The following is a 22,124-nucleotide window of genomic DNA, read 5'->3' on the forward strand; positions in this document are numbered from 1 at the left end:
GTGCTCGCCGGAGCCGGTGGCTCGCCTCCCGTGGGTCGCGGTGATCCGGCCCCGATGGGCGCCGGCGGTCCGGCTCCCGGGGACCCGGTCACCCGGCTCTCCCGGGCGCCGGTGACCGGCTCTCGTGCGCGTCGACCAAGCCCCTGCCGGGACTCCGGCAGGGGCTTCTTGCTGTCCGACTTTTGCTCAATCCAGCGAAAGTTAGCGAACGTATAGGAAAAACCTCTTCACAAACCGGACGGAACGGGGTTAGCTTCTGCACATCCCACTCCGAACGCGGAGGCGTTGTGAAGCGGACCATCGTCCGGCCGGAGAATGCCCACCAGGCTGCGCTGCTCCGGCTGCTGCGTGAAAGAGCGAGATCACGTGCCGAGCTCGGCGACGTGATCCGCCTGTCCCGGTCGAAGCTCAACCTGGAACTGGACCGGCTGATCGAGCTGCGCCTGGCAGAGCAGGCGGGGCTGGCGGCCTCGCGTGGCGGGCGCAGGTCCGGCATGGTCCGCCTGGCCTCCGGCCTCCGCTTCGCCGGCATCGACATCGGCGCCACCTCGCTCGACGTGGCCGTCACCGACGGCGAACTGGAGATCCTCGGCCACGTGAGCGAGCCGTGCGACGTGCGCGACGGGCCGGTGGCCGTGCTCGACAAGGCCATGGAGATGATCGCCAAGCTCCGCGACCAGGGACTGTTCACCCAGCTGCAGGGCGTCGGAATCGGCGTCCCCGGGCCGGTCAGCTTTCGCGAGGGGGTGCCGGTGGCGCCGCCGATCATGCCCGGCTGGGACCGCTACCCCGTCCGGGAGACGGTCGGCCAGGAGCTCGGCTGTCCCGCCGTGGTCGACAACGACGTCAACATCATGACCCTGGGCGAGCTGCATTCGGGACTGGCCAAGCAGGTCGACGACTTCCTGTTCGTCAAGATCGGCACCGGGATCGGCTGCGGCATCGTGGTGAACGGCAAGATCTACCGGGGCGTCTCCGGCAGCGCCGGCGACATCGGCCACATCCGCGTCGACGATGACGGCCCCGTCTGCGCCTGTGGCAACGTCGGCTGCCTGGAGGCGTACTTCGGCGGGGCCGCCCTCGCCCGGGAGGCCACGGCCATCGCCGGGCGCTCGCCGTACCTGGGCGAACGGCTCCGGCAGACCGGCACGCTCACCGGCGAGGACGTCGCCACGGCGGCCGAGATGGGCGACGCCGAGGCGGCGCGGCTGATCCGCGACGGCGGGCGCCGGGTCGGCACGGTGCTGGCCGGGCTCGTCAGCTTCTTCAACCCGGGCCTCGTGATCATCGCGGGTGGCGTGGCCCAGCTCGGCCACATGCTGCTGGCCGAGATCAGGAGTGTCGTCTACCGCAGGTCGCTCCCGCTGGCGACCGGCAACCTGCCCATCGTGCTCTCCGAGCTCGGACCCGACGCCGGCGTGATCGGCGCGGCCCGGCTCGGCAGCGACCACGTTTTCTCGGCCCCATGACCACCGAGCGAGGCCCCATGCCCGAAGCCGCGTCCGAAACCGCCCCCATGCTGCTCATGCGGGGCATCGTCAAGCAGTTCCCCGGCGTGCGCGCCCTGGACGGCGTCGACCTGGAGGTACTGCCGGGGGAGGTGCACTGCCTGCTCGGCCAGAACGGCGCGGGCAAGTCCACGCTCATCAAGGTCCTCGCCGGGGCGCACCAGCCCGACGAGGGCACCATCGCCTTCGGCGGCCAGGAGGTGCGCCTGTCCAGCCCGACGGCCGCGATCCGGCTGGGCATCTCCACGATGTACCAGGAGCTGGACCTGGTCGACGGGCTCAGCGTGGCCGAGAACGTCTTCCTCGGCCACGAGCCGGCCCGGCTGGGGTTCGTCAGCCAGGGCGAGGCCAACCGGGCCACCCGCGAGCTGCTGGCCCGGCTCGGGCACGGCGAGATCCGCCCCACCACCGAGGTGGGCCGGCTCTCCCCGGCGGCCAAGCAGGTGGTGAGCATGGCGCGGGCGCTGTCGCACGACACCCGGCTGATCGTGATGGACGAGCCGTCCGCGGCGCTGGCCCACGACGAGGTCGCCAACCTCTTCCGCATCATCCGGGAGCTGACCGCGCAGGGCGTTGCGGTGATCTACATCTCGCACCGGCTGGAGGAGATCCGCGAGATCGGGGACCGGGTGACGGTGCTCAAGGACGGCCGCACGGTCGCGGTCGGGCTGCCGGCCAAGGAGACGCCGACCTCGCAGGTCGTGGCGTTGATGACCGGCCGCAACGTCGAGTACGTCTTCCCGCCGCGCCGCGCGGAACCCGCCACGGGGGCCGAGGTGCTCCGGGTCGAGGGGCTCACCGTTCCGGGTGTCTTCACCGACGTGTCGTTCTCGGTGCGGGCGGGGGAGATCGTCGGGCTGGCCGGGCTGGTCGGCTCGGGCCGCTCGGAGATCATCGAGGCGATCTACGGGGCGCGCCGGTTCTCCGGGCGGGTGATCCTGGAGGGCAGACCCGTCCGCCGCGGCGGCACCACGGGCGCGGTCCGGCTGGGCATGGGCCTGGCCCCCGAGGAGCGCAAGGCGCAGGCGCTGCTGCTGGGCGAGAGCGTGGCGCGCAACATCACGCTTGCCAGCCTGGGCCGCTACTCGCGGCTGGGCTGGATGGACCGGCGCCGCGAGGCCGAGGACGCCCGCGGCATGGTGGCGGCCCTGGACATCCGCCCCCCGGACCCGGAGCGGCCGGTCAGGACGCTCTCGGGTGGCAACCAGCAGAAGGCGGTGCTGGCGCGCTGGCTGATCAACGGCCGCAAGCTGCTGCTGCTGGACGAGCCCACCCGCGGGGTGGACGTCGGCGCCCGGGCGGAGCTGTACGCGGTGGTGCGGAAGCTGGCCGACGAGGGGATCGGGGTGCTGCTGGTCTCCAGCGAGGTACCGGAGGTGCTCGGCCTGGCCGACCGCGTCCTGGTCATCCGCGAGGGCCACATCATCCACGAGGCCGGCGCCGGTGAGCTGGACGAACATCGAGTGCTCGACATGATCATGGAAGGCAGTGCGCTGTGATGAACGCCATTCCCCTCGGGTCGCGGGACCGGGGTATCCCGGTGAGGTCCCGGTGAGGCCGCCCGCCGACGAGCGCGCCCAGATCAAGGTGCCCGCTCCCGCACCCGCCGCCGAGGGCGGCTCGCTCTCCCGGCTGGGGCTCACCCGCCTGGGGGAGGCCCGTCACCTCGGGTTGGTGATCGCTCTGGTGCTGTTGGCGGTGGTGGGCCTGGTGACGGTGCCCGAGACCTTCGCCACGACCTCCAACATGGTGAGCATCCTGTCGCTGGCCGCGACCATCGGGGTGATCACCGTCGGCATGACCTTCGTGATCATCGGTGGCGGGATCGACCTGTCGGTCGGCGCGGTGATGGCGCTGGCCTCGGTCTGGGCGACCACGCTGGCCACCCAGTCCTACGGCCCGTTCGTGATGATCCTGTGCGCGGTGCTGGTGGGCACCGGCGCCGGGCTGGTCAACGGGCTGCTGATCGCCTACGGGCGGCTGGTGCCGTTCATCGCGACGCTGGCCATGCTGGTGGCCGCCCGGGGCCTGGCCCAGCGGATGTCGGACCGCAAGACCCAGTTGGTGCAGCAGGGCAACCAGACGATCGTGGAGCTGTCGACCACCCGGGTGCTGGGCATCCCGGTGCTGGTCTACATCTTCGCGGTGGTGGTGGTGCTGGGCTGGGTGCTGCTGAACCGCACCACGTTCGGCCGGCGCACCTACGCCGTCGGCGGCAACCCCGAGGCGGCCCGGCTGGCCGGCATCGACGTGCGCCGGCACACCATGCTGCTGTACGCGCTGTCCGGGCTGTGCTGCGGCATCGCGGCGGTGCTGATCATGGCGCGGACCACGACGGGCTCGTCCACCCACGGCGACCTGTACGAGCTGGACGCGATCGCCGCGGTGATCATCGGTGGCACGCTGCTGACCGGCGGCCGCGGCACGATCATCGGGTCGATCCTCGGCCTGCTGATCTTCACGGTGATCACCAACCTGTTCATCCTCAACGGGCTCAACACCAGCGACCAGCTGATCGCCAAGGGCCTGATCATCGTGGTGGCCGTGCTGCTCCAGCGGCGCAGCCTCGAATCACGAACCTAGACCCGCGTCCCGCGGACCGGTCAGGGGTCCGCGGGGCGCGTGCCATCCGCACCCCCCACAAAGGAGCAAGGTCATGACAGAGAACGTCGCCCGCCGCGGATTCCTGCTCGGCGGAGCCGTCATCGGGGCCGGTGCCCTGGTGAGCGCGTGCACGAGCAACGAGCCCGCGGCGGCGCCGAGCACGGCCGCCGCGGCGCCGGCGCCCGCTGCCACCGGCGGCAACGACGCCCCCGGCGAGAAGGTCGTCATCGGCTTCTCGGCCCCGGCGGCCGACCACGGCTGGATCGCCGCCATCGCCAAGAACGCCGAAGCCACCGCCAAGCAGTACTCGGATGTGGAGTTCAAGCCGGTCGAGCCGACCAACGACATCAACGCGCAGATCTCCGCGGTGGAGTCGCTGATCGCGGCCAAGGTGGCCGCGCTGGTGATCCTGCCCAACGACGGCCAGCAGCTCAACCAGATCGCGCGGCAGGCCTCGGACGCGGGCATCCCGGTGATCAACCTGGACCGGGTCTTCCCCGACAAGCTGTCGTACCGGACCTGGATCGGCGGCGACAACTACGGCATGGGGGTCGCGGCCGGGCACTACGTCGGCAAGACGCTCAAGGACAAGGGCGTCGCCGACCCGGTGATCCTGGAGATCCAGGGCATCGCCACGCTGCCGCTGACCCAGGACCGCAGCAAGGGCTTCGAGGACGCGCTGAAGACCTACGGGTTCAAGGTGACGGCCAAGCAGGACGCGCAGTTCACCGTGGAGTCGGGCACCAAGGTGGCGGCCAACCTGCTGCAGGCGCACAAGAAGATCGACGCGATCTGGAACCACGACGACGACCAGGGCATCGGTGTGCTGGCCGCGATCAAGGAGGCCGGGCGCAGCGAGTTCTTCATGGTCGGCGGCGCCGGGTCGGCCAACGCGATGCGCGAGATCCAGGCCGACAGCGGGGTGCTGAAGGCCACCGTCACCTACAGCCCGACGATGGCCTCCTCGGCGATCAAGCTGGCCCGCCTGATCGCGCAGGGCAAGGGAATGAGCGACCTGGTGGAGCAGCAGGTGCCGCAGTCCATCACGTTGGCGTCGGAGACGATCACCAAGGAGAACGTGGACAAGTACCTGCCTCTCGGATTCGAGTCCTGATGGGCGCAGCAGACAGGCCGACGCTGGGGATCGGCATGGTCGGGTACGCGTTCATGGGCCGGGTGCACTCGCAGGCCTGGCGCAGCGTCTCGGCCTTCTTCGACCTGCCCGTCCGGCCGTCGATGAACGCGCTGTGCGGGCGTTCCGCCACGGCGACCGCCGAGGCCGCGGACCGGCTGGGCTGGGCCGCGGTGGAGACCGACTGGCGCAAGCTCGTCCACCGCGAGGACGTCGACGTCGTCGACATCTGCACGCCGGGTGACAGCCACGCCGAGATCGCCATCGCGGCGCTGGAGGCGGGTAAGCACGTCATCTGCGAGAAGCCGCTGGCCAACACCGTCGCCGAGGCCGAGGCCATGGCCGCCGCCGCCCGCGCCGCAGCCGAGCGCGGGGTGTACGCGATGGTGGCGTTCAACTACCGCCGGGTGCCCGCGATCGCGCTGGCCCGCCGGTGGATCGCCGAGGGCAGGATCGGCCGGATCCGGCACGTGCGGGCCCAGTACCTGCAGGACTGGATCGTCGATCCGGAGTTCCCGCTGGTGTGGCGGCTGCAGAAGGACAAGGCCGGGTCGGGGGCGCTGGGCGACATCGGCGCGCACATCATCGACACCGCCCAGTTCGTCACCGGCGAGCGCATCACCGAGGTGTCTGGGCTGACCGAGACGTTCGTCAAGGAGCGCCCGCTGGCCGGCAGCTCGTCCGGGCTCTCGGCCGGCGGCGGCACCGGGACCGGCACGGTCACCGTGGACGACGCCGCGCTGTTCATCGGGCGGATGTCGGGCGGCGCCCTGGCCTCCTTCGAGGCCACCCGGTTCGCCACCGGGCGCAAGAACGCGCTGCGCCTGGAGATCAACGGCTCGCTGGGCAGCCTGGCCTTCGACTTCGAGGCGATGAACGAGCTGTGGTTCCACGACCACACCCTCGACGACGCCGAGGCGGGCTTCCGGCGGGTCCTGGTCACCGAGGCCGACCACCCCTACGCCGGCGCGTGGTGGCCGCCCGGTCACGGCCTGGGGTACGAGCACACCTTCACCCACGAGGTGAAGGACTTCCTGGAGGCGATCGCCGCCGGCACCGCCCCCGAGCCGTCCTTCGACGACGGCCTGCGGGTGCAGCGGGTGCTGGGCGCGGTCGAGGCGAGCGCGGCTCAGGGCAGCCGGCTGACACCCGTGGAGGACGTATGAGCAGACCGATCACGCTGTTCACCGGCCAGTGGGCCGATCTGCCGTTCGAGGAGGTGTGCCGGCTGGCCTCGCAGTGGGGGTACGACGGCCTGGAGATCGCCTGCTGGGGCGACCACTTCGAGGTGGACAAGGCGCTGGCCGACGACTCCTACGTCGAGCGCAAGCTCCAGGTGCTGGCCAAGCACAACCTGAAGGTGTGGACGATCTCCAACCACCTGCTGGGCCAGGCCGTCTGCGACAACCCCATCGACGAGCGGCACAGGGGCATCCTGCCCGCGCGGATCTGGGGCGACGGCGAGCCCGAGGGGGTGCGCCGGCGCGCGGCCGAGGAGATGAAGGACACCGCGCGGGCCGCGGCCAAGCTCGGCGTGAACACGGTGGTCGGGTTCACCGGCTCGTCCATCTGGCACACCGTGGCGATGTTCCCGCCGGTGCCCGCCTCGATGATCGACGCCGGGTACGCCGACTTCGCCGACCGGTGGAACCCGATCCTGGACGTCTTCGACGAGGTCGGGGTGCGCTTCGCGCACGAGGTGCACCCCAGCGAGATCGCCTACGACTACCACACCACGGTGCGCACCCTGGAGGCGATCGGGCACCGGCCGGCGTTCGGGCTGAACTGGGACCCCTCCCACATGGTGTGGCAGGAGATCGACCCGGTGAACTTCATCCTGGACTTCGCCGACCGGATCTACCACGTCGACTGCAAGGACGCCAAGGTGCGCACCGGCGACGGCCGGCGCGGCCGCCTGTCGTCGCACCTGCCCTGGGCCGACCTGCGCCGCGGCTGGGACTTCGTGTCCACCGGCCGCGGGGACGTGCCGTGGGAGGACTGCTTCCGGGCGCTGAACGCGATCGGCTACGACGGGCCGATCTCGATCGAGTGGGAGGACGCGGGCATGGACCGCCTGGACGGGGCGCCGGACGCGCTGGCGGTCATCCGCCGGCTCAACGCGATCACCCCGCCGTCGGCGCCCTTCGACGCCGCCTTCTCCACCGAGTAGGACCCGGCTCCGCCGAGGGGCTCGCTCCATGGAGTGGGCCCCGCTTCACGGAGCGGACCCGTTCCGCCGAGGGGTTCGCTGTACCGAGGGGTTCGCTCCGCCGGGGTCCGGTCCGCCGCGCGGAACGCGGCCCGCCGCGCCGGCCGTACCGGCGGACGGGCCGCGGGGAGAGCGCGGAGGCCCGGCAGGCCGCGGGCTCGGCCGAGCCGTGAGACCGGCCGAGACGCGGATCCGCGGCGGGCGGCGCGGGATCAGTCGAGGACGACGACCTGGCGCAGCACCTCGCCGCCGCGCAGGGCCGCCACGGCGTCGTTCAGGTCGGCCAGCTTGATGCGCGCGCTGATCATGCTCTCCAGGTCCAGCTTGCCCGCCTTGTAGAGGCCGGCGAAGAAGGGGAAGTCGCGCCGGACGTCCGAGCCGCCGTACAGCGAGCTCAGGAGGTTCTTGCCCTCGAACATCAGGCTGAAGGCGCTCAGCGGGACGGTGTCGTCCATCGCGCCCGCGCCCACCACGATCACGTCACCGCCGCGCCGGGTCGCCTGCCAGGCTGTCATGATCGCCGCGGACTTGCCGACCGCCTCGAATCCGTAGTCGAACCCGAGGCCGCCGGTGAGCGTGCCGATCGCGTCCGGCAGCTGGTCGGGCGTGACGGCGTGGGTGGCGCCGACCTTCTTCGCCAGGGCGTGCTTGGACTCCAGGGGGTCGATCGCCAGGATCGTGGTGGCCCCGGAGATGCGGGCGCCCTGGATGATGGACAGGCCGATGCCGCCGGCGCCGACCACCGCCACGGTGGAGCCGGGCCTGACGCGGGCGGTGTTGAGTGCCGCGCCCACGCCGGTGGTGACCCCGCAGCCGATCAGCGCCGCCGCCTCGAAGGGCACCTCGGGGTCGATCTTGATCGCGCCCTGCCAGGGCACCACGATCTCCTCCGACCAGGTGCCGCACCCGGCCATGCCGAACGCCGGGGTGTCGCCGCCGTAGCGGAAGCGGGCGTTGACGAAGCTGTCCATCACGTAGGTCATGCACAGGTACGGCTGCTGCACCAGGCAGTTGGGGCAGGAGCCGCAGGCCGGCGTCCAGTTGATGATGACATGGTCGCCGGGCTGCACCGTGGTCACGTGGTCGCCGACCTCGACGACCTCGCCCGAGCCCTCGTGGCCCGGGATGACCGGCAGCGGCATGGGCAGCACGCCGCTGATCACCGACAGGTCCGAGTGACAGACACCGGTGGCCCTGACCTTGACGCGGACGTCGGTCGGGCCCATCGGGGCGAGGGTGAAGTCGTCGCGGATGTCGAGCTTGTCGTCGCCGACGGCATGCAGAAGCGCACCACGCATTGGGGGGTCCTCCTAGTTCTCCTCAAGGGAGAGGGCGGCTTTGGGACAGGACCGCACGGCGTGCCGGACGCGGTCCATCATCTCCGGCGGCGGCTCAGGCAGCAGCAGGTGCAGCTGGTCGTCGTCGTCGAGCTCGAAGACTTCCGGGGCGAGTCCCGTGCAGATCGCGTTGGCCTCGCACACCAGGTAGTCGACTTTGACTTTCATGTGGGCCTCCTAAGTGGGGATGGAGAGCTTACGGTGATCCCAGGAGATCACTCGACTGGGCTCTACCACGAAGGCGACCCGCTTGCGGCCGGTGTAGGCCACGTACTCCGCCAGCTGCTCCTCCGCCTCGGGCATCCCGGCCATCCGTCGGGCCACGTTCATGCCGACATCGAGGATGCCCTCGGTGTCGTCGATCCGCCGGGCCACCCCGTAGATCAGTACACCGCGCAGTTCGGAGTAGTCCTCTCCGGCCTCGATCAGGCAGCTCACCCGGGCGTCGCGCTCGATGTTGCGGGTCTTCTGGGCCTTGCCGTAGGTCCAGAACGAAATCCTGCCCTCGGTCAGCCCGTAGAACATGGTCACCATGTGCGGTGTCCCATCGGGGTTGATGGTGCCGAGCTGGAGCTTCCGCGACTGGCCGACGAACGCCGTCACCTCGTCGTCGGACATCACGATGCGGGCGCGCTGGTTCACGGTGCAAAGTAGAACACGTTCCATAAGGTGGGGCAAGAGCCGTACGGAACGTTATTCGGTCTGGGTAGTCTGCTGCGATGAGCAACGCCACCATGCCCGCGGACCTGTTGCACGCGGCCCAGCGCGCCAAGGGTTTCATGCCGCACGCGGAGGGCCTCGCGCTGTTCGAGACCGCCGCCGCGTACGGCGGGCGCGGCCCGATCTGCGAGATCGGCAGCTACTGCGGCAAGTCGGCCGTCTACCTCGGCGCGGGTGCCCGGCAGGCCGGGTCCGTCGTCTTCACCGTGGACCACCACCGGGGCTCGGAGGAGATCCAGCCCGGGTGGGCCCACCACGACCCCACGCTGGTGGACCACCGCTTCGGCAAGATGGACTCGCTGCCCACCTTCCGCGCCACCATCGCGGCGGCCGGGCTGGAGGACGAGGTCATCGCGATCGTCGGCAGGTCGGCGACCGTCGCCAGGCTGTGGAACACCCCGCTGGCGATGCTCTTCGTCGACGGCGGCCACTCCGAGGAGCCGGTGACCGAGGACTACGAGGGCTGGGCCCCGCACGTCATGCGGGGCGGCGCGCTGGTCTTCCACGACATCTACCCGGACCCGGCCGACGGCGGGCAGGCGCCCTACCGGGTCTACCTGCGGGCGCTCGCCTCCGGCGCGTTCGAGGAGGTCCGGCGCGAGGGATCGCTCCGGGTGCTGGAGCGGATCGCCCCCGGCATCGGCTGACGCCCGTACGGGGGCGCGTCGGCGGCGCCCCCGGGCGGCCCGAGGCGGACCGGCACGGCCGACGCCGGACCTCGGGCCGCGCAGGCGAGCACCAGGCCCCGGCCCGCGCAGGCGAGCGCGAGGGAGAGGAACAGCCCGGAGACGACGTGGAACTGGACCAGCAGGCCGTAGAGCGCCGCCGTGGCCAGGCCGAACGCCACCTGGTCGCGGGGCCTGCGCGGCGCGGTGGCCGGGTCGGCGAGCATGTAGGCGGTGTGGACGGCGAAGGCCGTCCCGGTCATCGGGAGCAGCGCGGCGGCCACCGAGACGTCGCCCAGGCCGCCTCGGGCGAGCGCCTGCAGGGCGAACCCGGCAGTCCAGCCCAGGACCAGCGGCAGCCTCCCCGCCGGCCCGGCGGTCGACGCCAGGCCCGCGGCGAGCACGACCAGCGGCACGATCGCGTCAAGCGGCCCGGACACCCCGGCGGTGAACTGGTGCTGCGGCGCGGCGCCGACCCAGGGGAACAGCAGCAGCACGGCGGTGACACCGGTGTTCGACGGGTTCATGAAGGGCGTCCCGGGCACGTCCCCGCCGGGGCCCGCGGCGGCCCCCGGCACCCGCACCCGCAGGGCGTACGTGCCGCCGACCCCGATCAGGACGGCCAGCGCGACCGGGGCCAGGCCCGAGTCGCCGTGCAGCAGCATCGCGCAGAGCAGGCCGCATGTATAGGACGGCAGGAAGAAGTCGACCGCCTCGTCGCGCGTCCCGAGGTAGCGGGCCGGGCGCCGCCGGGCCCACGCGTCCACGGTCTCCAGCCCGAACTCGGCTGCCACGCCGGTGAGCGCGCCGACGACCGGCGCGAGACAGGCCTGCTCGAAGCCGAGCAGGGTGTGCCCGAGCAGGGTGAGGAGCGTGAGAGAGCCCGCCGCCCGGCGCAGCGCCGCACTCCGCCGTTCCCGCGGCCCCCGGGTGCGCCGTGGGGCGGGGTTCGGGATCGTGCGTCGGGTGGGTCTCCGGGGGGCGTTCACGGGTGCCGGACCTCCGATGCTCGGCCGTCGGCCAGCAGGATGCGGTGCCAGCCGGGTTCCAGGGACACCGAGGCGGAACGGGCGCCGCCGCAGGCGTCCCGCCAGGAGATCTCGACCGGGAGCGGCGCGTCCGGCATCTCGTCGCCCAACCCGAACAGCAACTCGGGAGCGGACACCCCGTTGTGCCCGCCCGCCGGGTAGAGCTGCCTGCTGCGGGTGCTCCCGTCAGGCAGGCGCACCGTGGCCACGGCCCCGATGGCCGGCCGTGTCGCCCGCGACCGCGGTCCGGCGGCGGGACCACCGGGAACGGAACCGTCCGCGGCGGGGGCACCCGGGGCGGGGCCTCCGGTGGCGGGGGCGTCCGGGCTGGAACCTCCGGCGGCGGGGTCTCCGGTGGCAGGGCAGTGGCCGGCGGGCAGGCGCAGGCGCAGGCCCACGAACGACGCGGTGGGACCGTGGTTGCGGTAGAGCGCCGACGCGGCCCACTGGTTGGCGACCGCGAAGTCCAGCCGCCCGTCGTCGTCCACGTCGCCGACGGCCAGCGCCCGGCTGACCGCGCCGCCCGCGACCCCCGCCCGCCGGGCCACGTCCGTGTAGCGGCCGTCCGGGCCGCGGGTGAAGAAGGTGTTCGGGGTACGGCCCGACAGGTCGTCCCCGGCCCCGATGCCCGGCCACAGCGAAGGGTGGGACGCGGCCAGGTCGTTGGCGGCCATCGCCTCCTGGAACTGCGCCCACCGGTCGACCTCGCCCCTGACGAACCCGGCCGCGTGCAGGACCTCGTCGTCGCCGTCGTTGTCGAAGTCCGCGGCCTTGACGTCCCAGGCCCAGCCGGCGCGACGGAGCCCCAGCGCCCCGGCGCGGTCGTCGTAGGGCGCGTGGCCCTCGTGGAGCCCGCCCGGCCGGGAGAGGAAGGCGAAGGTGCCTCCGGGCAGCACCCGGTCTTCGGCGGCGTTGCTCACCAGGATGTCCGGCCCGCCGTCGGCGTCGAGGTCGGTGAAGCCGACACCCGCGCCCTTGGCCGAGTCCCGGCCGATGATCCGGGACCGGGGGGTGGCCGGGTGCCGGACACCCCGGGCCTCGGTGAACCGGACGCGGCCGGGCGCCGACTCGTTGACCAGCAGCCGGTCCGGGCCGAAGTCGTTGGCCACGTACAGCTCGGGCCGCCCGTCGCGGTCCAGGTCCTGCGCGCCGAGTGCGAGCGTCCAGCCCCTGCCCCCGCCGACGTCGTCGAACACCCCCTTCACCTCGGCGAACGCCGCCGGCCCGGTCGCGCGGTAGAGCCGGTCGGTGCCGCCGTTGCCGGCGGCGGACAGCGAGTCGGGCGTCACGATGTCGCCGTGGTCGCCGGTGCCGTCCAGCACCCTGGCGCCGTCCGGGAAGTAGTTGCCGAAGACCAGGTCCAGGCGGCCGTCGCCGTCGAAGTCGCCGACCGTGGCGGCGCTGGTGTTCCAGATCTCCGGCTCGGCGGTCAGCCCGCGGTGGCGGAAGGCCGCCCCGGACGGGGGCGCTCCGGGCACGCGCAGGAACAGCGAGGGGGAGCGGCCCCAGTAGTAGACGACCAGGTCCTGCCAGCCGTCCTGGTCGAGGTCGGCGGGCAGGCAACCGGTCGGCGCCTCGTACGGCCGGCGGTCCGGGGGGACCAGCGTGAACGGCCGGTAGCGGCCGGACGTCCCGGGCGCGGGCCTGACGGTGACCGTGTCGTGGCGCGGGTCCACCAGGCACACGTCGTCGGAGACGACCGCGTTGTCCACGTCGAACAGGGCGACCGCGGCACCCGTCGCCGACACCCAGGCCCGCACGCGCTCGTAACCCGGCGCGACCCGCCGCAGGGTGCGGTCACCGGGCCTGCCGGGCGGGCCGAGCGGTTCGGCGTGGAAGGAGAACTCTGCCGACGCCTCCGCCGGCGGGATGTCCGGCGCGTCGGTCAGCACCCACCCCGTGACGGCGAGCGCCGTCGCGAGAGCACCGGCCGCGCACCTGCGAACCCCTGACGTCCCTGTCACCGCTCCCCCGGGGCCGTGGTCAAGAATCACGGTTGCGCCGTGCCCAGGCCTTCCGGATGCCGGCCCGCCAGGCCTGGTAGTGGTCGCCGCTGTGGGCGTTGTGACCCAGCGCGACGAGCGCGGCGTCGGTCCAGCCCCCGGCCTCGTCCACCTCCGCCCCGCACAGCGCGGGTGCGGCGGACACGGTGTGCTCGGGGACGACCCCGGAGATCAGCCGGGAGGCGCAGGCGAGGGCGCAGCCCTGGGCGAGGTGCGCGCGGAAGCCGTCCTCGGCCGCGGTGGCGGCCAGCCGCTCCAGGTCCGCGACGGTCGCGCCCCCGGTGTACGCGGCGGCCAGGCCCACCCCGCTCCACAGGTCCGCGCGACGTCCCGGCGGGAACTCGGCGACGCGCAGGATGACGTCGTCCACCCCGGCGCACTCGTGGAACCAGAGCAGCCGGCCCAGGCCCTGGTCGAAGATCGCCCGTTGGGTCCGGTCCATGAGGCTCGCGGTGCGCTGGCGCCCCACCGTGCGGTCGGCCGCGAAGAAGCCCTGGTGGAAGCCGAACCCGTCGAAGGCCAGCCAGCGCAGCAGCGGGTGGACCGCGCGGACGCCCCACATCGGCCGCATGCGCATGCGGGCGTACGCCGAGCCGGTGCCCATGTGGATGAGGTGCGGGTAGCGCATGCCCTGCCCGCTGAGCAGTTCCCGGAGCCGGCGCCCACCGGTGAGTGTGAGCACGTCGAGGGTCGCGCACGCCGCGCCCGCACCCTCGTACGCGAACCCGCGCGACTCCTCGCGGAGGTCGTCGATCCGCCCGGCCTCCCCGGCGATCACCGCGTTGAACCCGGCCAGGAACGACCGTCTCGCGGCCTCCAGCCGCTCGCGCGCCGGCCCCAGCCCGAACCGCCGAGGCCCGAACCCGGCCCGGTCGAGGTCCTGCCACAGCAGCCCGACCACCCTCTGCGGCCTGGACGGCACCAGCGCCTCCGGTTCCAGCGCCTCCGGTTCCGGTTCCGGTTCCGCGGCCTCCGTCCGGCCGCCGGGTTGCGACTCCTCGGACGTCGCCGGAAGGTCGGGGGCCGGGCGGACCGGCTCAGGGGGATCCTGCGGGGCGCCCTCGGCGCCGGTCTCCGCGAGGCCCGTCTCGGTGCCGTCGCTCTGGGCAATCGTCCGGGTGCCCTCCGCATCGCTCACAGGCCCCGAACGTAGTGAGCCGCATTCTGCCCTTCAAGCACCGTGTTTCCGGTGCCTGGCAAAGAAAGCGCTAGCCTCCCGGCCGCGGGCGAAGACATCCCGGCCGCGGCCGGGATGTCAGTTCCGGGAACCGGCGTGGCTGCATCCGCAGGCGGCGGTGGGGCGATCGGTCACGTACCGGCCCGCGTCCCGGAAGATACCCGCGCCGGGGGTGCGGCCGGTCAGCGCGTCGGCGGCGAGCACGACCGCGGCCGCGGTGTAGGCCGAACGCTCGTGCGGGAACCACTTCCGGTTCGCGAACTGCCAGCCGGTCCAGTAGGAGCCGTCCTCGTGCCGCAGGTGCTGCATGTCCGCGAACAGCTTCAGCGCCCGCTCACGATCACCCACGGCGTCCAGTGTGAGCACCAGCTCGCAGGTCTCGGCGCCGGTCACCCAGGGCTGGTCGGAGACGCAGCGGATGCCGAGGCCCGGCTCCACGAACGTGTCCCACTCCTCGGCCAGGCGTGCCAGGGCGGCGGGGCCGCGCACCGCGCCGCCGAGGATCGGGTAGTACCAGTCCATCGAGAAGCGGCTCTTGTCGGCGAACGCCTCGGGGTGCGCGACCAGCACGTGCCCGAGCTGGTCGGCGGCCAGTTCCCAGTCGGGTTGCGGGTCGCCCAGGTGCTCGCCGAGCAGCACACCGCTGCGCAGGCCCTGGTGGATGGAGGCGCAGCCGGTCAGCAGCGCGTACTCGGCCGGCCTGCCGTCGGCCGCGCGCTCCCAGACGATCTCGCCCCGGGTGGTCTGCAGCTCGACCACGAAATCCAGCGCCGACCGCACGACCGGCCACATCCGGCGGGCGAAGTCCTCATCGCCGGTGACCAGCAGTTCGTGCCAGACGCCGACCGCGACGTAGGCGGCGTGGTTGGATTCGCCGCCGTGCTCGACGGCCTGGCCGCCGACCAGTTTCATCGGCCAGGAGCCGTCGGGCCGCTGGGTGCGGACCAGCCAGTCGTACCCCCGGCGGACGGGGCCGGTGAGCCCCGCCACCCGCATCGCCATCAGGCACTCGACGTGGTTCCAGGCGTCCACGTGCCCCTCGGGCCACGGGACGCCCCCGTCCGGCTCCTGGACCGCCGCGATGCTGCGGGCGGTCCGGACGACCTGTTCCCAGTTCATCGGGTCGATCAGGTCGCTCATCCGGGCTTCCGGACGTAGAGCACCACGCTCTTGCCGATGAGCGGGTTCAGCACGGCTTCGGCGACCCTGGTGACGGCGGGCCGCTTCATGATGTCCCAGACCAGGAGCTCGTGGTAGGCCTTGGCCAGCGGGTGGTCGTCGTTGCCGACCCCGACCGCGCACTTGATCCACCAGTACGGCGCGTGCAGGCCGTGGGCGTGGTGGTGCGGGCCGATGGCGAAGCCGGTCGCCTTCAGCTTGGCGCTGAGTTCGGCGAGCGTGTAGATGCGGACGTGCCCGCCGGGGGCCGTGTGGTACGCCTCGTCCAGAGCCCAGCAGATGCGCTCGGGCAGGAAGCTCGGCACCGTGACGGCCGCCCGACCGCCGGGCTTGAGCACCCGGAAGATCTCCCGCATGGCGGCCATGTCGTCGGGGATGTGCTCCAGCACCTCGGCGGCGATCACCCGGTCGAAGCTCGCGTCCTCGAACGGCATGTCCAGCGCGTCGCCCGTCACGGTCTCCGCCGTCGCGTTCGCGGGGACCTCGCCGGCCTTGTCCATCGCGGCGAACATGCTCGCCACGCCCTCCAGCTCCTTGGCATCCATGTCGAAGGCCACCACGTCGGCGCCGCGCCGCAGCACCTCGAACGCGTGCCGTCCACCGCCGCAGCCCAGATCCAGGACTCGGGTTCCGGGCCCCACGGGCAACCGGTCGAAGTCGACTGTCAGCACTCGCCGCTCCTCTTGGGGGTTTTCCTGTTGGGGGTCGTGAGATGGGTCTCTTGAGACGGCCGTCAGAGATCGTCAGGGGCCATCAGGAGTCAGGTGGGGCCGGGGGCCGGGCGGGTCGTCGGATCACCGGGTCCGTGTCTCCGCGACGCCGGGCCACCGTGGGCCGCTACCTCGCGCGCCGGGCCTGGATGGCCTCGCGGTAGGCCTCCACGGTCTGTTTGGCGACGGCGTTCCAGGTGAAGCGCTCCATGACCCGGTCGTAGCCCTTGCGGCCCACCGCCGCCCGCTCCTCCGGGGAGTCGTGCAGGCGGCGCAGCACGGCGGCCAGCTCCTCGGGGTCGCCCGGGGTCACCTGGATGGCCGCGTCGCCCACGACCTCGGGCAGGGCCCCGGTCCGGCTGGCGACCAGCGGGGTGCCGCAGGCCATGTGCTCGACGGCCGGCAGCGAGAAGCCCTCGTACAGGGAGGGCACGACCGAGATCTCCGCGGTGGCGATCAGTTCGCCCAGCTCGGTGTCGGAGATGCCGTGGACGAACGTGACCCGGTCCTGGAGCGCCAGCTCGGTGACCAGTTTCTCGGTCGGGCCGCCCGGGGTGGGTTTGCTGACCACGGTGAGGTTGACGTCGCGCTCGGTGGCGAGCTTCGCCACCGCCCGCAGCAGTGTCGCCACGCCCTTCATCGGGGAGTCGGCGCTGGCCACCGCGACGATCGAGCCGGGCCGCTTGGGCAGCTCCGGGCGCGGGTGGAAGTAACGGGTGTCCACGCCCAACGGGATGAGCCGCATGTTCGTCTGGGGCACGTTGAAGTCGCGGTGGATGTCGGCCAGGGACGACTCGCTGACGGTCAGGATCGGGTTGAGCCGTGGCGCGACCTTGGCCTGCATGCGCACGAAGCCGTACCAGCGCCGCATCGAGAGTTTCTTGCGCAGCGGCGCCGCCTCCAGCTCGATGCGCCGGTCGACGCTGATCGGGTGATGGATGGAGCCGACCACCGGGAACAGCTTCTGGATGCCCAGCAGGCCGTAGCCGAGCGTCTGGTTGTCGTGCACCACGTCGAAGTCGCCGACGCGCTTCTTCAGCTCCCGGTAGGCCCGCAGGGTGAAGGTCAGCGGCTCGGGGAAGCCGGCGGTCCACATGGTGGACACTTCGAGCCAGTCGATCCAGTCGCGGTACTCGTGCAGCTTGGGGGTGCGGAAGGGGTCCTCGTCCCGGTACAGGTCCAGGCTGGGGACCTTGGTGAGGATGACGCCCTCGTCCAGTTCCGGGTAGGGCTGGCCGGAGAAGACCTCCACCCGGTGCCCGAGGGCGACCAGTTCGCGGCTGAGATGACGCAGGTAGACGCCCTGTCCACCGCAGGTCGGCTTGCTCCGGTACGACAGCAGCGCCACCCGCAGTGAGTCAGCACCCGGCACGGCAACCCCTTTCTGACCCTGTCCGAAAGGGGACAGGTACCGCGAAAGATGACCTTAGTCCTCGGACACTACCATTCGGTAGCTCTGTTGTACCTGATGTGGAATTGTTCCCTTGGGCACGCTTCACGCGGCGCGAACTGGGAAGTTACTCTTACCGAGCATGATTCGGTGAAACGCGTTCTATGCACGCCTTGATCGGCATGGTGCCCATCCGGGGGTGTAGGGGTACATTCGCCAATCAAACGGCAAAGACCGGGCGAAGGTCCCGCCCCGTGAGCGAGGAGGACGCGTTGGCCAGGCGCGCACTGATCACTGGTATCACCGGGCAGGACGGTTCCTACCTGGCCGAGTGCCTGCTGAACCAGGGATACGAGGTCGCCGGCCTGGCCCGGGGGCAGGCCAACCCCCGCGTCTCGCGCCTCCGGAAGCTCCTGCAGGACGTCAGGCTCGTCCGCGGGGATCTCCTGGATCAGGGCTCGCTGATCTCCGCCGTAGAGAAGGTCCAGCCCGACGAGGTCTACAACCTGGGTGCCATCTCCTTCGTCCCGATGTCGTGGGAGCAGGCCGAGCTCACCGCCGAGGTGACCGGCATGGGCGTGCTGCGCATGCTGGAGGCCATCCGGGTCTACTCCGGCATCTCCTCCTCCCGTACCGCCGACAAGTCCGGCCAGATCCGCTTCTACCAGGCATCCTCCTCGGAGATGTTCGGCCAGGTCCGCGAGACGCCGCAGACCGAGATCACCCCCTTCCACCCCCGCTCTCCGTACGGCGTCGCCAAGGCGTACGGTCACTTCCTGACCCAGAACTACCGCGAGTCGTACGGCATGTACGCGGTGTCGGGAATCCTGTTCAACCACGAGTCCCCGCGCCGCGGTGCCGAGTTCGTCACCCGGAAGGTGTCCCTAGGCGTGGCCAGGATCAAGCTCGGCCTCGCCGCCGAGCTGCGCCTGGGCAACATGGAGGCCCGCCGCGACTGGGGGTACGCCGGCGACTACGTCCGCGCGATGCACATGATGCTCCAGGCGGAGACGCCGGAGGACTACGTGATCGGCACCGGCCGCACGCACACCGTCCGCGACCTCGTCGAGACCGCCTTCGCCGCCGCGGGTCTCGACTGGGAACGGTACGTGGTCACCGACCAGACCCTGCACCGTCCCGCCGAGGTGGACCTGCTCTGCGCCGACCCGAAGAAGGCCCGCACCCAGCTCGGCTGGGAGCCCTCGGTCTCCTTCGAGGAGCTGGTCGCGATGATGGTCGAGGCGGACATCAAGCTGCTGTCCGACGGTGGAGACCCGGATCAGGACTCCTCCTGGCCCTGAGCGGTCGCCCGGAGACTTCCGCCGCCGGGCCGTCGTCCTGCGGGCCCGCGGCTACCTGGTGATCATCACGGGGCTGCCCGGGGGGAGGCGGGAGAGCAGCCGCAACGCGGCCGCGGGGACCCGCACGCATCCGTAGCTGACCGCACGGCCGAACGCGGACTCGTCGGGCCAGCCGTGGAGGGCGACCGTCGCGGGGCCGCCCGCGAAGGTCTTCAGGGTGCCCGAGTGCGCGCCGAGGGCGAGGAACAGCGGGGTGTAGGTCGGGCGCGCCGGAGAGACGGAGGCGAGCAGGAACGTCCGCCCCGGCGGTGTGGGCGTTCCCGGTGCGCCCACGGCCACCCGCCAGGAGCCCAGCCTGCGGTGGCCGTCGAACACCGTGAGCCTGCGCGCGGCCAGCCCGATCTCCACCCGGCGGGTGAGCCGGGCGTTGCGCAGCCCTCCGCCCCCGGTGTGGATCCAGCCCGTGGACCGGTTCGGCCGGTTCGGCAGCAGGACCCGGACCCACCCCGGCAGCCGCTCGACCACCGGAACCCAGGTCGGCCCCGCCAACTGGGCGGGCGGGAGCACCGCCAGCGGCGGACCGCCCGGACGGGTGTAGATCACCCGGTCGGCCGTGGGGTGAACGGCGAGCCCGCTCATGGAGCGGAACGGGCCGGGGTCACGCGGGGCCCGGGGCAGCGTCGCGTACGTCGTGGCGACCGGCAGCTTCGCCATCCGCTCCGCCGACACCGGGACGGGGGCGATCCGCCGCGGCGGGGCGGCCGCGGAGGGGGTGGGGACTGCCGTGGGCGGTGTGACGGGCGCGGGGTTCTCCGCCGTCCCGGAGGAGAGCAGGACGGCGACGGCCCCGGCGGCCCCTACGACCGCGACGGCCGACTCCGCCCATCCGGCCCTCGCCCACCCGGTTCCCGCCGGCCCGGTGTGCTGCTCTGCCACGTGGACGTATCCCCTCATGCCCCACGAACCTCTGTCGAAGATCCCATTCCCGTCGCGGGTGGCGGGGTCGGCCAAGGCTCGTTGAAGGCTCGGTCCGATTCTCGTCCCGGTGCCCGGAACCCCGGCCGGGGATTCCGGCGGTCGGCCGGGCGTCTACCGGGTTCCGGTCAGCAGGCGAGTCGGAACGTCTCGTCTTGACGTGGAGCTGCGGCTGCGGGCATGCTGAACACACAACGAGACGAGACGTCTCGTCAAAAACGGATGTACCGGAGGAACCACATGACCCGCCGCGCTCATATCGCCATGGTCAGCATCCCTGCCCCGGGTCACGTGAACCCGAGCATCGAGGTGATCAGGGAGCTGGTGGCCCGGGGGCACCGGGTGACCTACGCCAACGACCCGTCCTTCGCCGGGGTGGTCACCGGCGCGGGGGCCGAGCTCGTGCCGTACGCCTCGACGCTGCCCATGGGCGACTCCGCGACCTGGCCGGAGGACACGATCGCCCAGCTGGACGTCTTCCTCGACGACGCGATCTCGATGCTGCCGCAGCTCCGCGCGGCCTACGAGGACGACCGCCCCGACCTGTTCCTCTACGACATCGGCGGCTACACCGCCCGGGTGCTCGCGGAGAACTGGGGCATCCCCGCGATGCAGCTCTCACCGACCTACGTGGCCTGGGAGGGCTACGAGGAGAACATGGCGCCCGTGATCGAGGAGCTGAAGAAGGCGCCGGGCGGGGCCGAGCACTACCGGCGGTTCGACCAATGGCTGGTGGACAACGGCATCACCGGCACCGACTCCCATGCCTTCGCCGGCCGCCCGCCCCGGGCGCTGGCGCTCATCCCGCGCCTCATGCAGCCCAACGCCGACCGGGTCGACCCCGCGCGTATCACCTTCACCGGACCCTGCCTGGCGACCCGCCCCCACCAGGAGCCCTGGACGCGCCCCGAGGGCGGCGGGAAGGTGCTGCTGGTCTCCCTGGGCTCGGCCTTCACCAACCTGCCCGATTTCTACCGCTCCTGCCTGGCCGCCTTCGGCGACCTGCCCGGCTGGCACGTCGTGCTCCAGATCGGCAAGTACGTCGACCTCGCCGCGCTCGGCGAGATCCCGGACAACGTGGAGGTGCACCGCTGGGTCTCCCAGCTGTCGATCCTGGAGCAGGCCGACGCCTTCGTCACCCACGCGGGCATGGGCGGCACCCAGGAGGGCCTGTACTGCGGCGTCCCGATGATCGCCGTCCCGCAGGCCGTCGACCAGTTCGGCAACGCCGACCGGATCGTGGAACTCGGCGTCGGCCGCCGGGTCGACACCGAGGCGGCCACCCCGGAGGCGCTGCGCGCGGCCCTGCTCGACCTCACCTCCGACCCCGAGGTCGCGGCGAGGCTGGCGAAGATCCGGGACGAGGTCCGCGCCGAGGGCGGCACCGCTCGGGCGGCCGACCTGGTCGAGGAGATGCTCTGAGCGCGGCGGGCACCCGCGTCGCTACTTCTCCTTCTCCAGGGCGTTCCTGATCGTGACGAAGTTCTTCCGCACTCCCTCGGTGTTGAGGCTCGGAGTGACGAGCTGGGCGACCGTGTCGGCGTCGGCCCAGTAGCACCAGGTAGCGCCGTCCGTGGTCACGCAGGCGGCGGCGCCTCCGAGGGGGCCGGGGTCGATCTCGGTCCACTCCCTGTCCCTGCCGTCGGTCCTGCCGTTCTCGGTCAGCCAGTCCACGGCGGCTTCGGCGTCGCTCACCCGGGCCTGCCCCCCGATGGCGGTGACGGCGAGCAGGGCCTCGTCGTTGCGATAGGCCACCGTGACCTGCTCGCCGAGGAACGTGTGGTGCGGGCCGCTCGGAAGCACGAACTGTTTCTCGGGGGGTTTCGTGTAGTCGAAGTTCAGGACCCCGATGCTCTTGGGAAACGGCGGCGCGAACACCGAGGCCCGCGGAGACCGCGTCGGTTCCGGGGTCGTCGTGCTCCCCGCGGGGTCGGCGGTGCTTCCTGCCGGGTCGGCGGCGCTTTCCGCGGGGTCGGCGAGGTCTTCCGCGGGGTCGGCTTTCGCGGCGCTTTTCGCGGCGCTCTTCCGGGGGGTCGCCGTGCCGGAGGTCGCGCAGCCCGTGAGAGCACCCGCCACGATCACCGCGATGGAGATCCTTGCGATGTTCTTCATGACACGAACATCGTCCATCGCACTTGCGCGTGACTTGTCGTTCTCTGCGTCTCGTCCTTGCGTCCGGAACCGGT

General features: G+C 72.0%; 20 protein-coding genes. 9 read left to right on the plus strand and 11 right to left on the minus strand.

Going from position 1 to position 22,124, the window contains the following annotated elements; translation table 11 throughout:
* Window positions 1-287 precede the first annotated feature (287 nt).
* The 6 genes from ABD841_RS22520 (at window position 288) to ABD841_RS22545 (ending at window position 7,414) form a co-directional block, all read left to right on the plus strand.
* The gene (locus ABD841_RS22520; RefSeq protein ID WP_344975115.1) at window positions 288-1,469 is read left to right on the plus strand and encodes an ROK family protein; all 1,182 of its coding nucleotides are present in this window, start codon (window positions 288-290) and stop codon (window positions 1,467-1,469) included.
* Window positions 1,466-3,007, plus strand: coding sequence for a sugar ABC transporter ATP-binding protein (locus tag ABD841_RS22525; RefSeq protein WP_344975117.1), 1,542 nt, complete (start codon window positions 1,466-1,468; stop codon window positions 3,005-3,007). The genes ABD841_RS22520 and ABD841_RS22525 overlap by 4 nt, the downstream gene beginning before the upstream one ends.
* Window positions 3,008-3,059: 52 nt before the next feature.
* The gene (locus ABD841_RS22530; protein ID WP_344975120.1) at window positions 3,060-4,091 is read left to right on the plus strand and encodes an ABC transporter permease; all 1,032 of its coding nucleotides are present in this window, start codon (window positions 3,060-3,062) and stop codon (window positions 4,089-4,091) included.
* 73 nt (window positions 4,092-4,164) lie between these two features.
* A complete protein-coding gene (locus tag ABD841_RS22535) occupies window positions 4,165-5,226 on the plus strand; it encodes an ABC transporter substrate-binding protein (protein ID WP_344975123.1) in 1,062 nt (353 codons plus the stop codon).
* The gene (locus ABD841_RS22540) at window positions 5,226-6,410 is read left to right on the plus strand and encodes a Gfo/Idh/MocA family protein (protein WP_344975126.1); all 1,185 of its coding nucleotides are present in this window, start codon (window positions 5,226-5,228) and stop codon (window positions 6,408-6,410) included. Before ABD841_RS22535 ends, ABD841_RS22540 begins: the two co-directional genes overlap by 1 nt.
* Window positions 6,407-7,414 carry a sugar phosphate isomerase/epimerase family protein gene (locus tag ABD841_RS22545; RefSeq protein ID WP_344975129.1) on the plus strand — a complete coding sequence of 336 codons (1,008 nt, stop codon included), beginning with the start codon at window positions 6,407-6,409 and terminating at the stop codon, window positions 7,412-7,414. Before ABD841_RS22540 ends, ABD841_RS22545 begins: the two co-directional genes overlap by 4 nt.
* 251 nt (window positions 7,415-7,665) lie before the next feature.
* Here ABD841_RS22545 and ABD841_RS22550 read toward each other — a convergent pair whose 3' ends face one another.
* Genes ABD841_RS22550 through ABD841_RS22560 form a run of 3 tightly spaced genes read right to left on the minus strand, consistent with a single transcriptional unit; the run spans window position 7,666 to window position 9,432 of the window.
* Window positions 7,666-8,751 (minus strand): alcohol dehydrogenase catalytic domain-containing protein, encoded by a 1,086-nt coding sequence (locus tag ABD841_RS22550; RefSeq protein WP_344975132.1) that lies wholly within the window; start codon window positions 8,749-8,751, stop codon window positions 7,666-7,668.
* A gap of 12 nt (window positions 8,752-8,763) precedes the next feature.
* Complete coding sequence (locus ABD841_RS22555; protein ID WP_344975134.1) at window positions 8,764-8,958, minus strand: ferredoxin; 195 nt, start codon at window positions 8,956-8,958, stop codon at window positions 8,764-8,766.
* Between the two features lie 9 nt (window positions 8,959-8,967).
* Entirely contained in the window at window positions 8,968-9,432 is a 465-nt protein-coding gene (locus tag ABD841_RS22560; RefSeq protein ID WP_344975137.1) for a pyridoxamine 5'-phosphate oxidase family protein, read from the minus strand.
* 77 nt (window positions 9,433-9,509) lie between these two features.
* Between ABD841_RS22560 and ABD841_RS22565 the strand changes: the two genes are divergently transcribed.
* Window positions 9,510-10,157 (plus strand): class I SAM-dependent methyltransferase, encoded by a 648-nt coding sequence (locus ABD841_RS22565; RefSeq protein ID WP_344975140.1) that lies wholly within the window; start codon window positions 9,510-9,512, stop codon window positions 10,155-10,157.
* On the opposite strand, the gene ABD841_RS22570 is transcribed toward ABD841_RS22565, so the two are convergent.
* The 6 genes from ABD841_RS22570 to ABD841_RS22595 all read right to left on the minus strand — a co-directional run bounded on the left by ABD841_RS22570 (window position 10,064) and on the right by ABD841_RS22595 (window position 17,644).
* Window positions 10,064-11,164: an enediyne biosynthesis protein UnbU gene (locus ABD841_RS22570; RefSeq protein WP_344975143.1), complete on the minus strand. Its 1,101-nt coding sequence runs from the start codon at window positions 11,162-11,164 to the stop codon at window positions 10,064-10,066. The two genes, ABD841_RS22565 and ABD841_RS22570, sit on opposite strands and share 94 nt — an antisense overlap.
* Entirely contained in the window at window positions 11,161-13,167 is a 2,007-nt protein-coding gene (locus ABD841_RS22575) for a CRTAC1 family protein (protein WP_344975146.1), read from the minus strand. The genes ABD841_RS22570 and ABD841_RS22575 overlap by 4 nt, the downstream gene beginning before the upstream one ends.
* A 19-nt stretch (window positions 13,168-13,186) precedes the next feature.
* Complete coding sequence (locus ABD841_RS22580; protein WP_344975149.1) at window positions 13,187-14,344, minus strand: DUF1702 family protein; 1,158 nt, start codon at window positions 14,342-14,344, stop codon at window positions 13,187-13,189.
* Window positions 14,345-14,461: 117 nt separating this feature from the next.
* Complete coding sequence (locus tag ABD841_RS22585; RefSeq protein ID WP_344975152.1) at window positions 14,462-15,523, minus strand: prenyltransferase; 1,062 nt, start codon at window positions 15,521-15,523, stop codon at window positions 14,462-14,464.
* Window positions 15,520-16,233, minus strand: coding sequence for a class I SAM-dependent methyltransferase (locus ABD841_RS22590; protein ID WP_344975155.1), 714 nt, complete (start codon window positions 16,231-16,233; stop codon window positions 15,520-15,522). Before ABD841_RS22590 ends, ABD841_RS22585 begins: the two co-directional genes overlap by 4 nt.
* A gap of 166 nt (window positions 16,234-16,399) precedes the next feature.
* Window positions 16,400-17,644, minus strand: coding sequence for a glycosyltransferase family 4 protein (locus tag ABD841_RS22595; protein WP_344975159.1), 1,245 nt, complete (start codon window positions 17,642-17,644; stop codon window positions 16,400-16,402).
* Window positions 17,645-17,934: 290 nt separating this feature from the next.
* Here ABD841_RS22595 and ABD841_RS22600 point away from each other — a divergent pair, with 290 nt between their 5' ends.
* Window positions 17,935-18,963, plus strand: coding sequence for a GDP-mannose 4,6-dehydratase (locus ABD841_RS22600; protein WP_344975272.1), 1,029 nt, complete (start codon window positions 17,935-17,937; stop codon window positions 18,961-18,963).
* A 51-nt stretch (window positions 18,964-19,014) separates the two neighbouring features.
* Here the strand turns inward: ABD841_RS22600 and ABD841_RS22605 are convergent, their stop codons facing one another.
* Complete coding sequence (locus ABD841_RS22605) at window positions 19,015-19,917, minus strand: L,D-transpeptidase (RefSeq protein ID WP_344975162.1); 903 nt, start codon at window positions 19,915-19,917, stop codon at window positions 19,015-19,017.
* 201 nt (window positions 19,918-20,118) lie between these two features.
* Here ABD841_RS22605 and ABD841_RS22610 point away from each other — a divergent pair, with 201 nt between their 5' ends.
* The gene (locus tag ABD841_RS22610) at window positions 20,119-21,360 is read left to right on the plus strand and encodes a macrolide family glycosyltransferase (RefSeq protein WP_425582025.1); all 1,242 of its coding nucleotides are present in this window, start codon (window positions 20,119-20,121) and stop codon (window positions 21,358-21,360) included.
* 21 nt (window positions 21,361-21,381) lie between these two features.
* Here the strand turns inward: ABD841_RS22610 and ABD841_RS22615 are convergent, their stop codons facing one another.
* Complete coding sequence (locus tag ABD841_RS22615; protein WP_344975169.1) at window positions 21,382-22,050, minus strand: hypothetical protein; 669 nt, start codon at window positions 22,048-22,050, stop codon at window positions 21,382-21,384.
* Between the last annotated feature and the right edge of the window lie 74 nt (window positions 22,051-22,124).

Source organism: Streptosporangium fragile, from assembly GCF_039534445.1.
In the GTDB taxonomy this organism is placed as follows: Bacteria; Actinomycetota; Actinomycetes; order Streptosporangiales; family Streptosporangiaceae; genus Streptosporangium; species Streptosporangium fragile.

Excerpts from the sequence above, each read along its gene's own strand:
- ABD841_RS22565 (WP_344975140.1), top strand. The coding sequence starts at position 9,510 with ATGAGCAACGCCACCATGCCCGCGGACCTGTTGCACGCGGCCCAGCGC.
- ABD841_RS22525 (WP_344975117.1), top strand. The coding sequence starts at position 1,466 with ATGACCACCGAGCGAGGCCCCATGCCCGAAGCCGCGTCCGAAACCGCC.
- ABD841_RS22535 (WP_344975123.1), top strand. The coding sequence starts at position 4,165 with ATGACAGAGAACGTCGCCCGCCGCGGATTCCTGCTCGGCGGAGCCGTC.
- ABD841_RS22550 (WP_344975132.1), bottom strand. The coding sequence starts at position 8,751 with ATGCGTGGTGCGCTTCTGCATGCCGTCGGCGACGACAAGCTCGACATC.
- ABD841_RS22555 (WP_344975134.1), bottom strand. The coding sequence starts at position 8,958 with ATGAAAGTCAAAGTCGACTACCTGGTGTGCGAGGCCAACGCGATCTGC.
- ABD841_RS22540 (WP_344975126.1), top strand. The coding sequence starts at position 5,226 with ATGGGCGCAGCAGACAGGCCGACGCTGGGGATCGGCATGGTCGGGTAC.
- ABD841_RS22610 (WP_425582025.1), top strand. The coding sequence starts at position 20,119 with ATGCTGAACACACAACGAGACGAGACGTCTCGTCAAAAACGGATGTAC.
- ABD841_RS22545 (WP_344975129.1), top strand. The coding sequence starts at position 6,407 with ATGAGCAGACCGATCACGCTGTTCACCGGCCAGTGGGCCGATCTGCCG.
- ABD841_RS22605 (WP_344975162.1), bottom strand. The coding sequence starts at position 19,917 with ATGAGGGGATACGTCCACGTGGCAGAGCAGCACACCGGGCCGGCGGGA.
- ABD841_RS22585 (WP_344975152.1), bottom strand. The coding sequence starts at position 15,523 with ATGAGCGACCTGATCGACCCGATGAACTGGGAACAGGTCGTCCGGACC.
- ABD841_RS22615 (WP_344975169.1), bottom strand. The coding sequence starts at position 22,050 with ATGAAGAACATCGCAAGGATCTCCATCGCGGTGATCGTGGCGGGTGCT.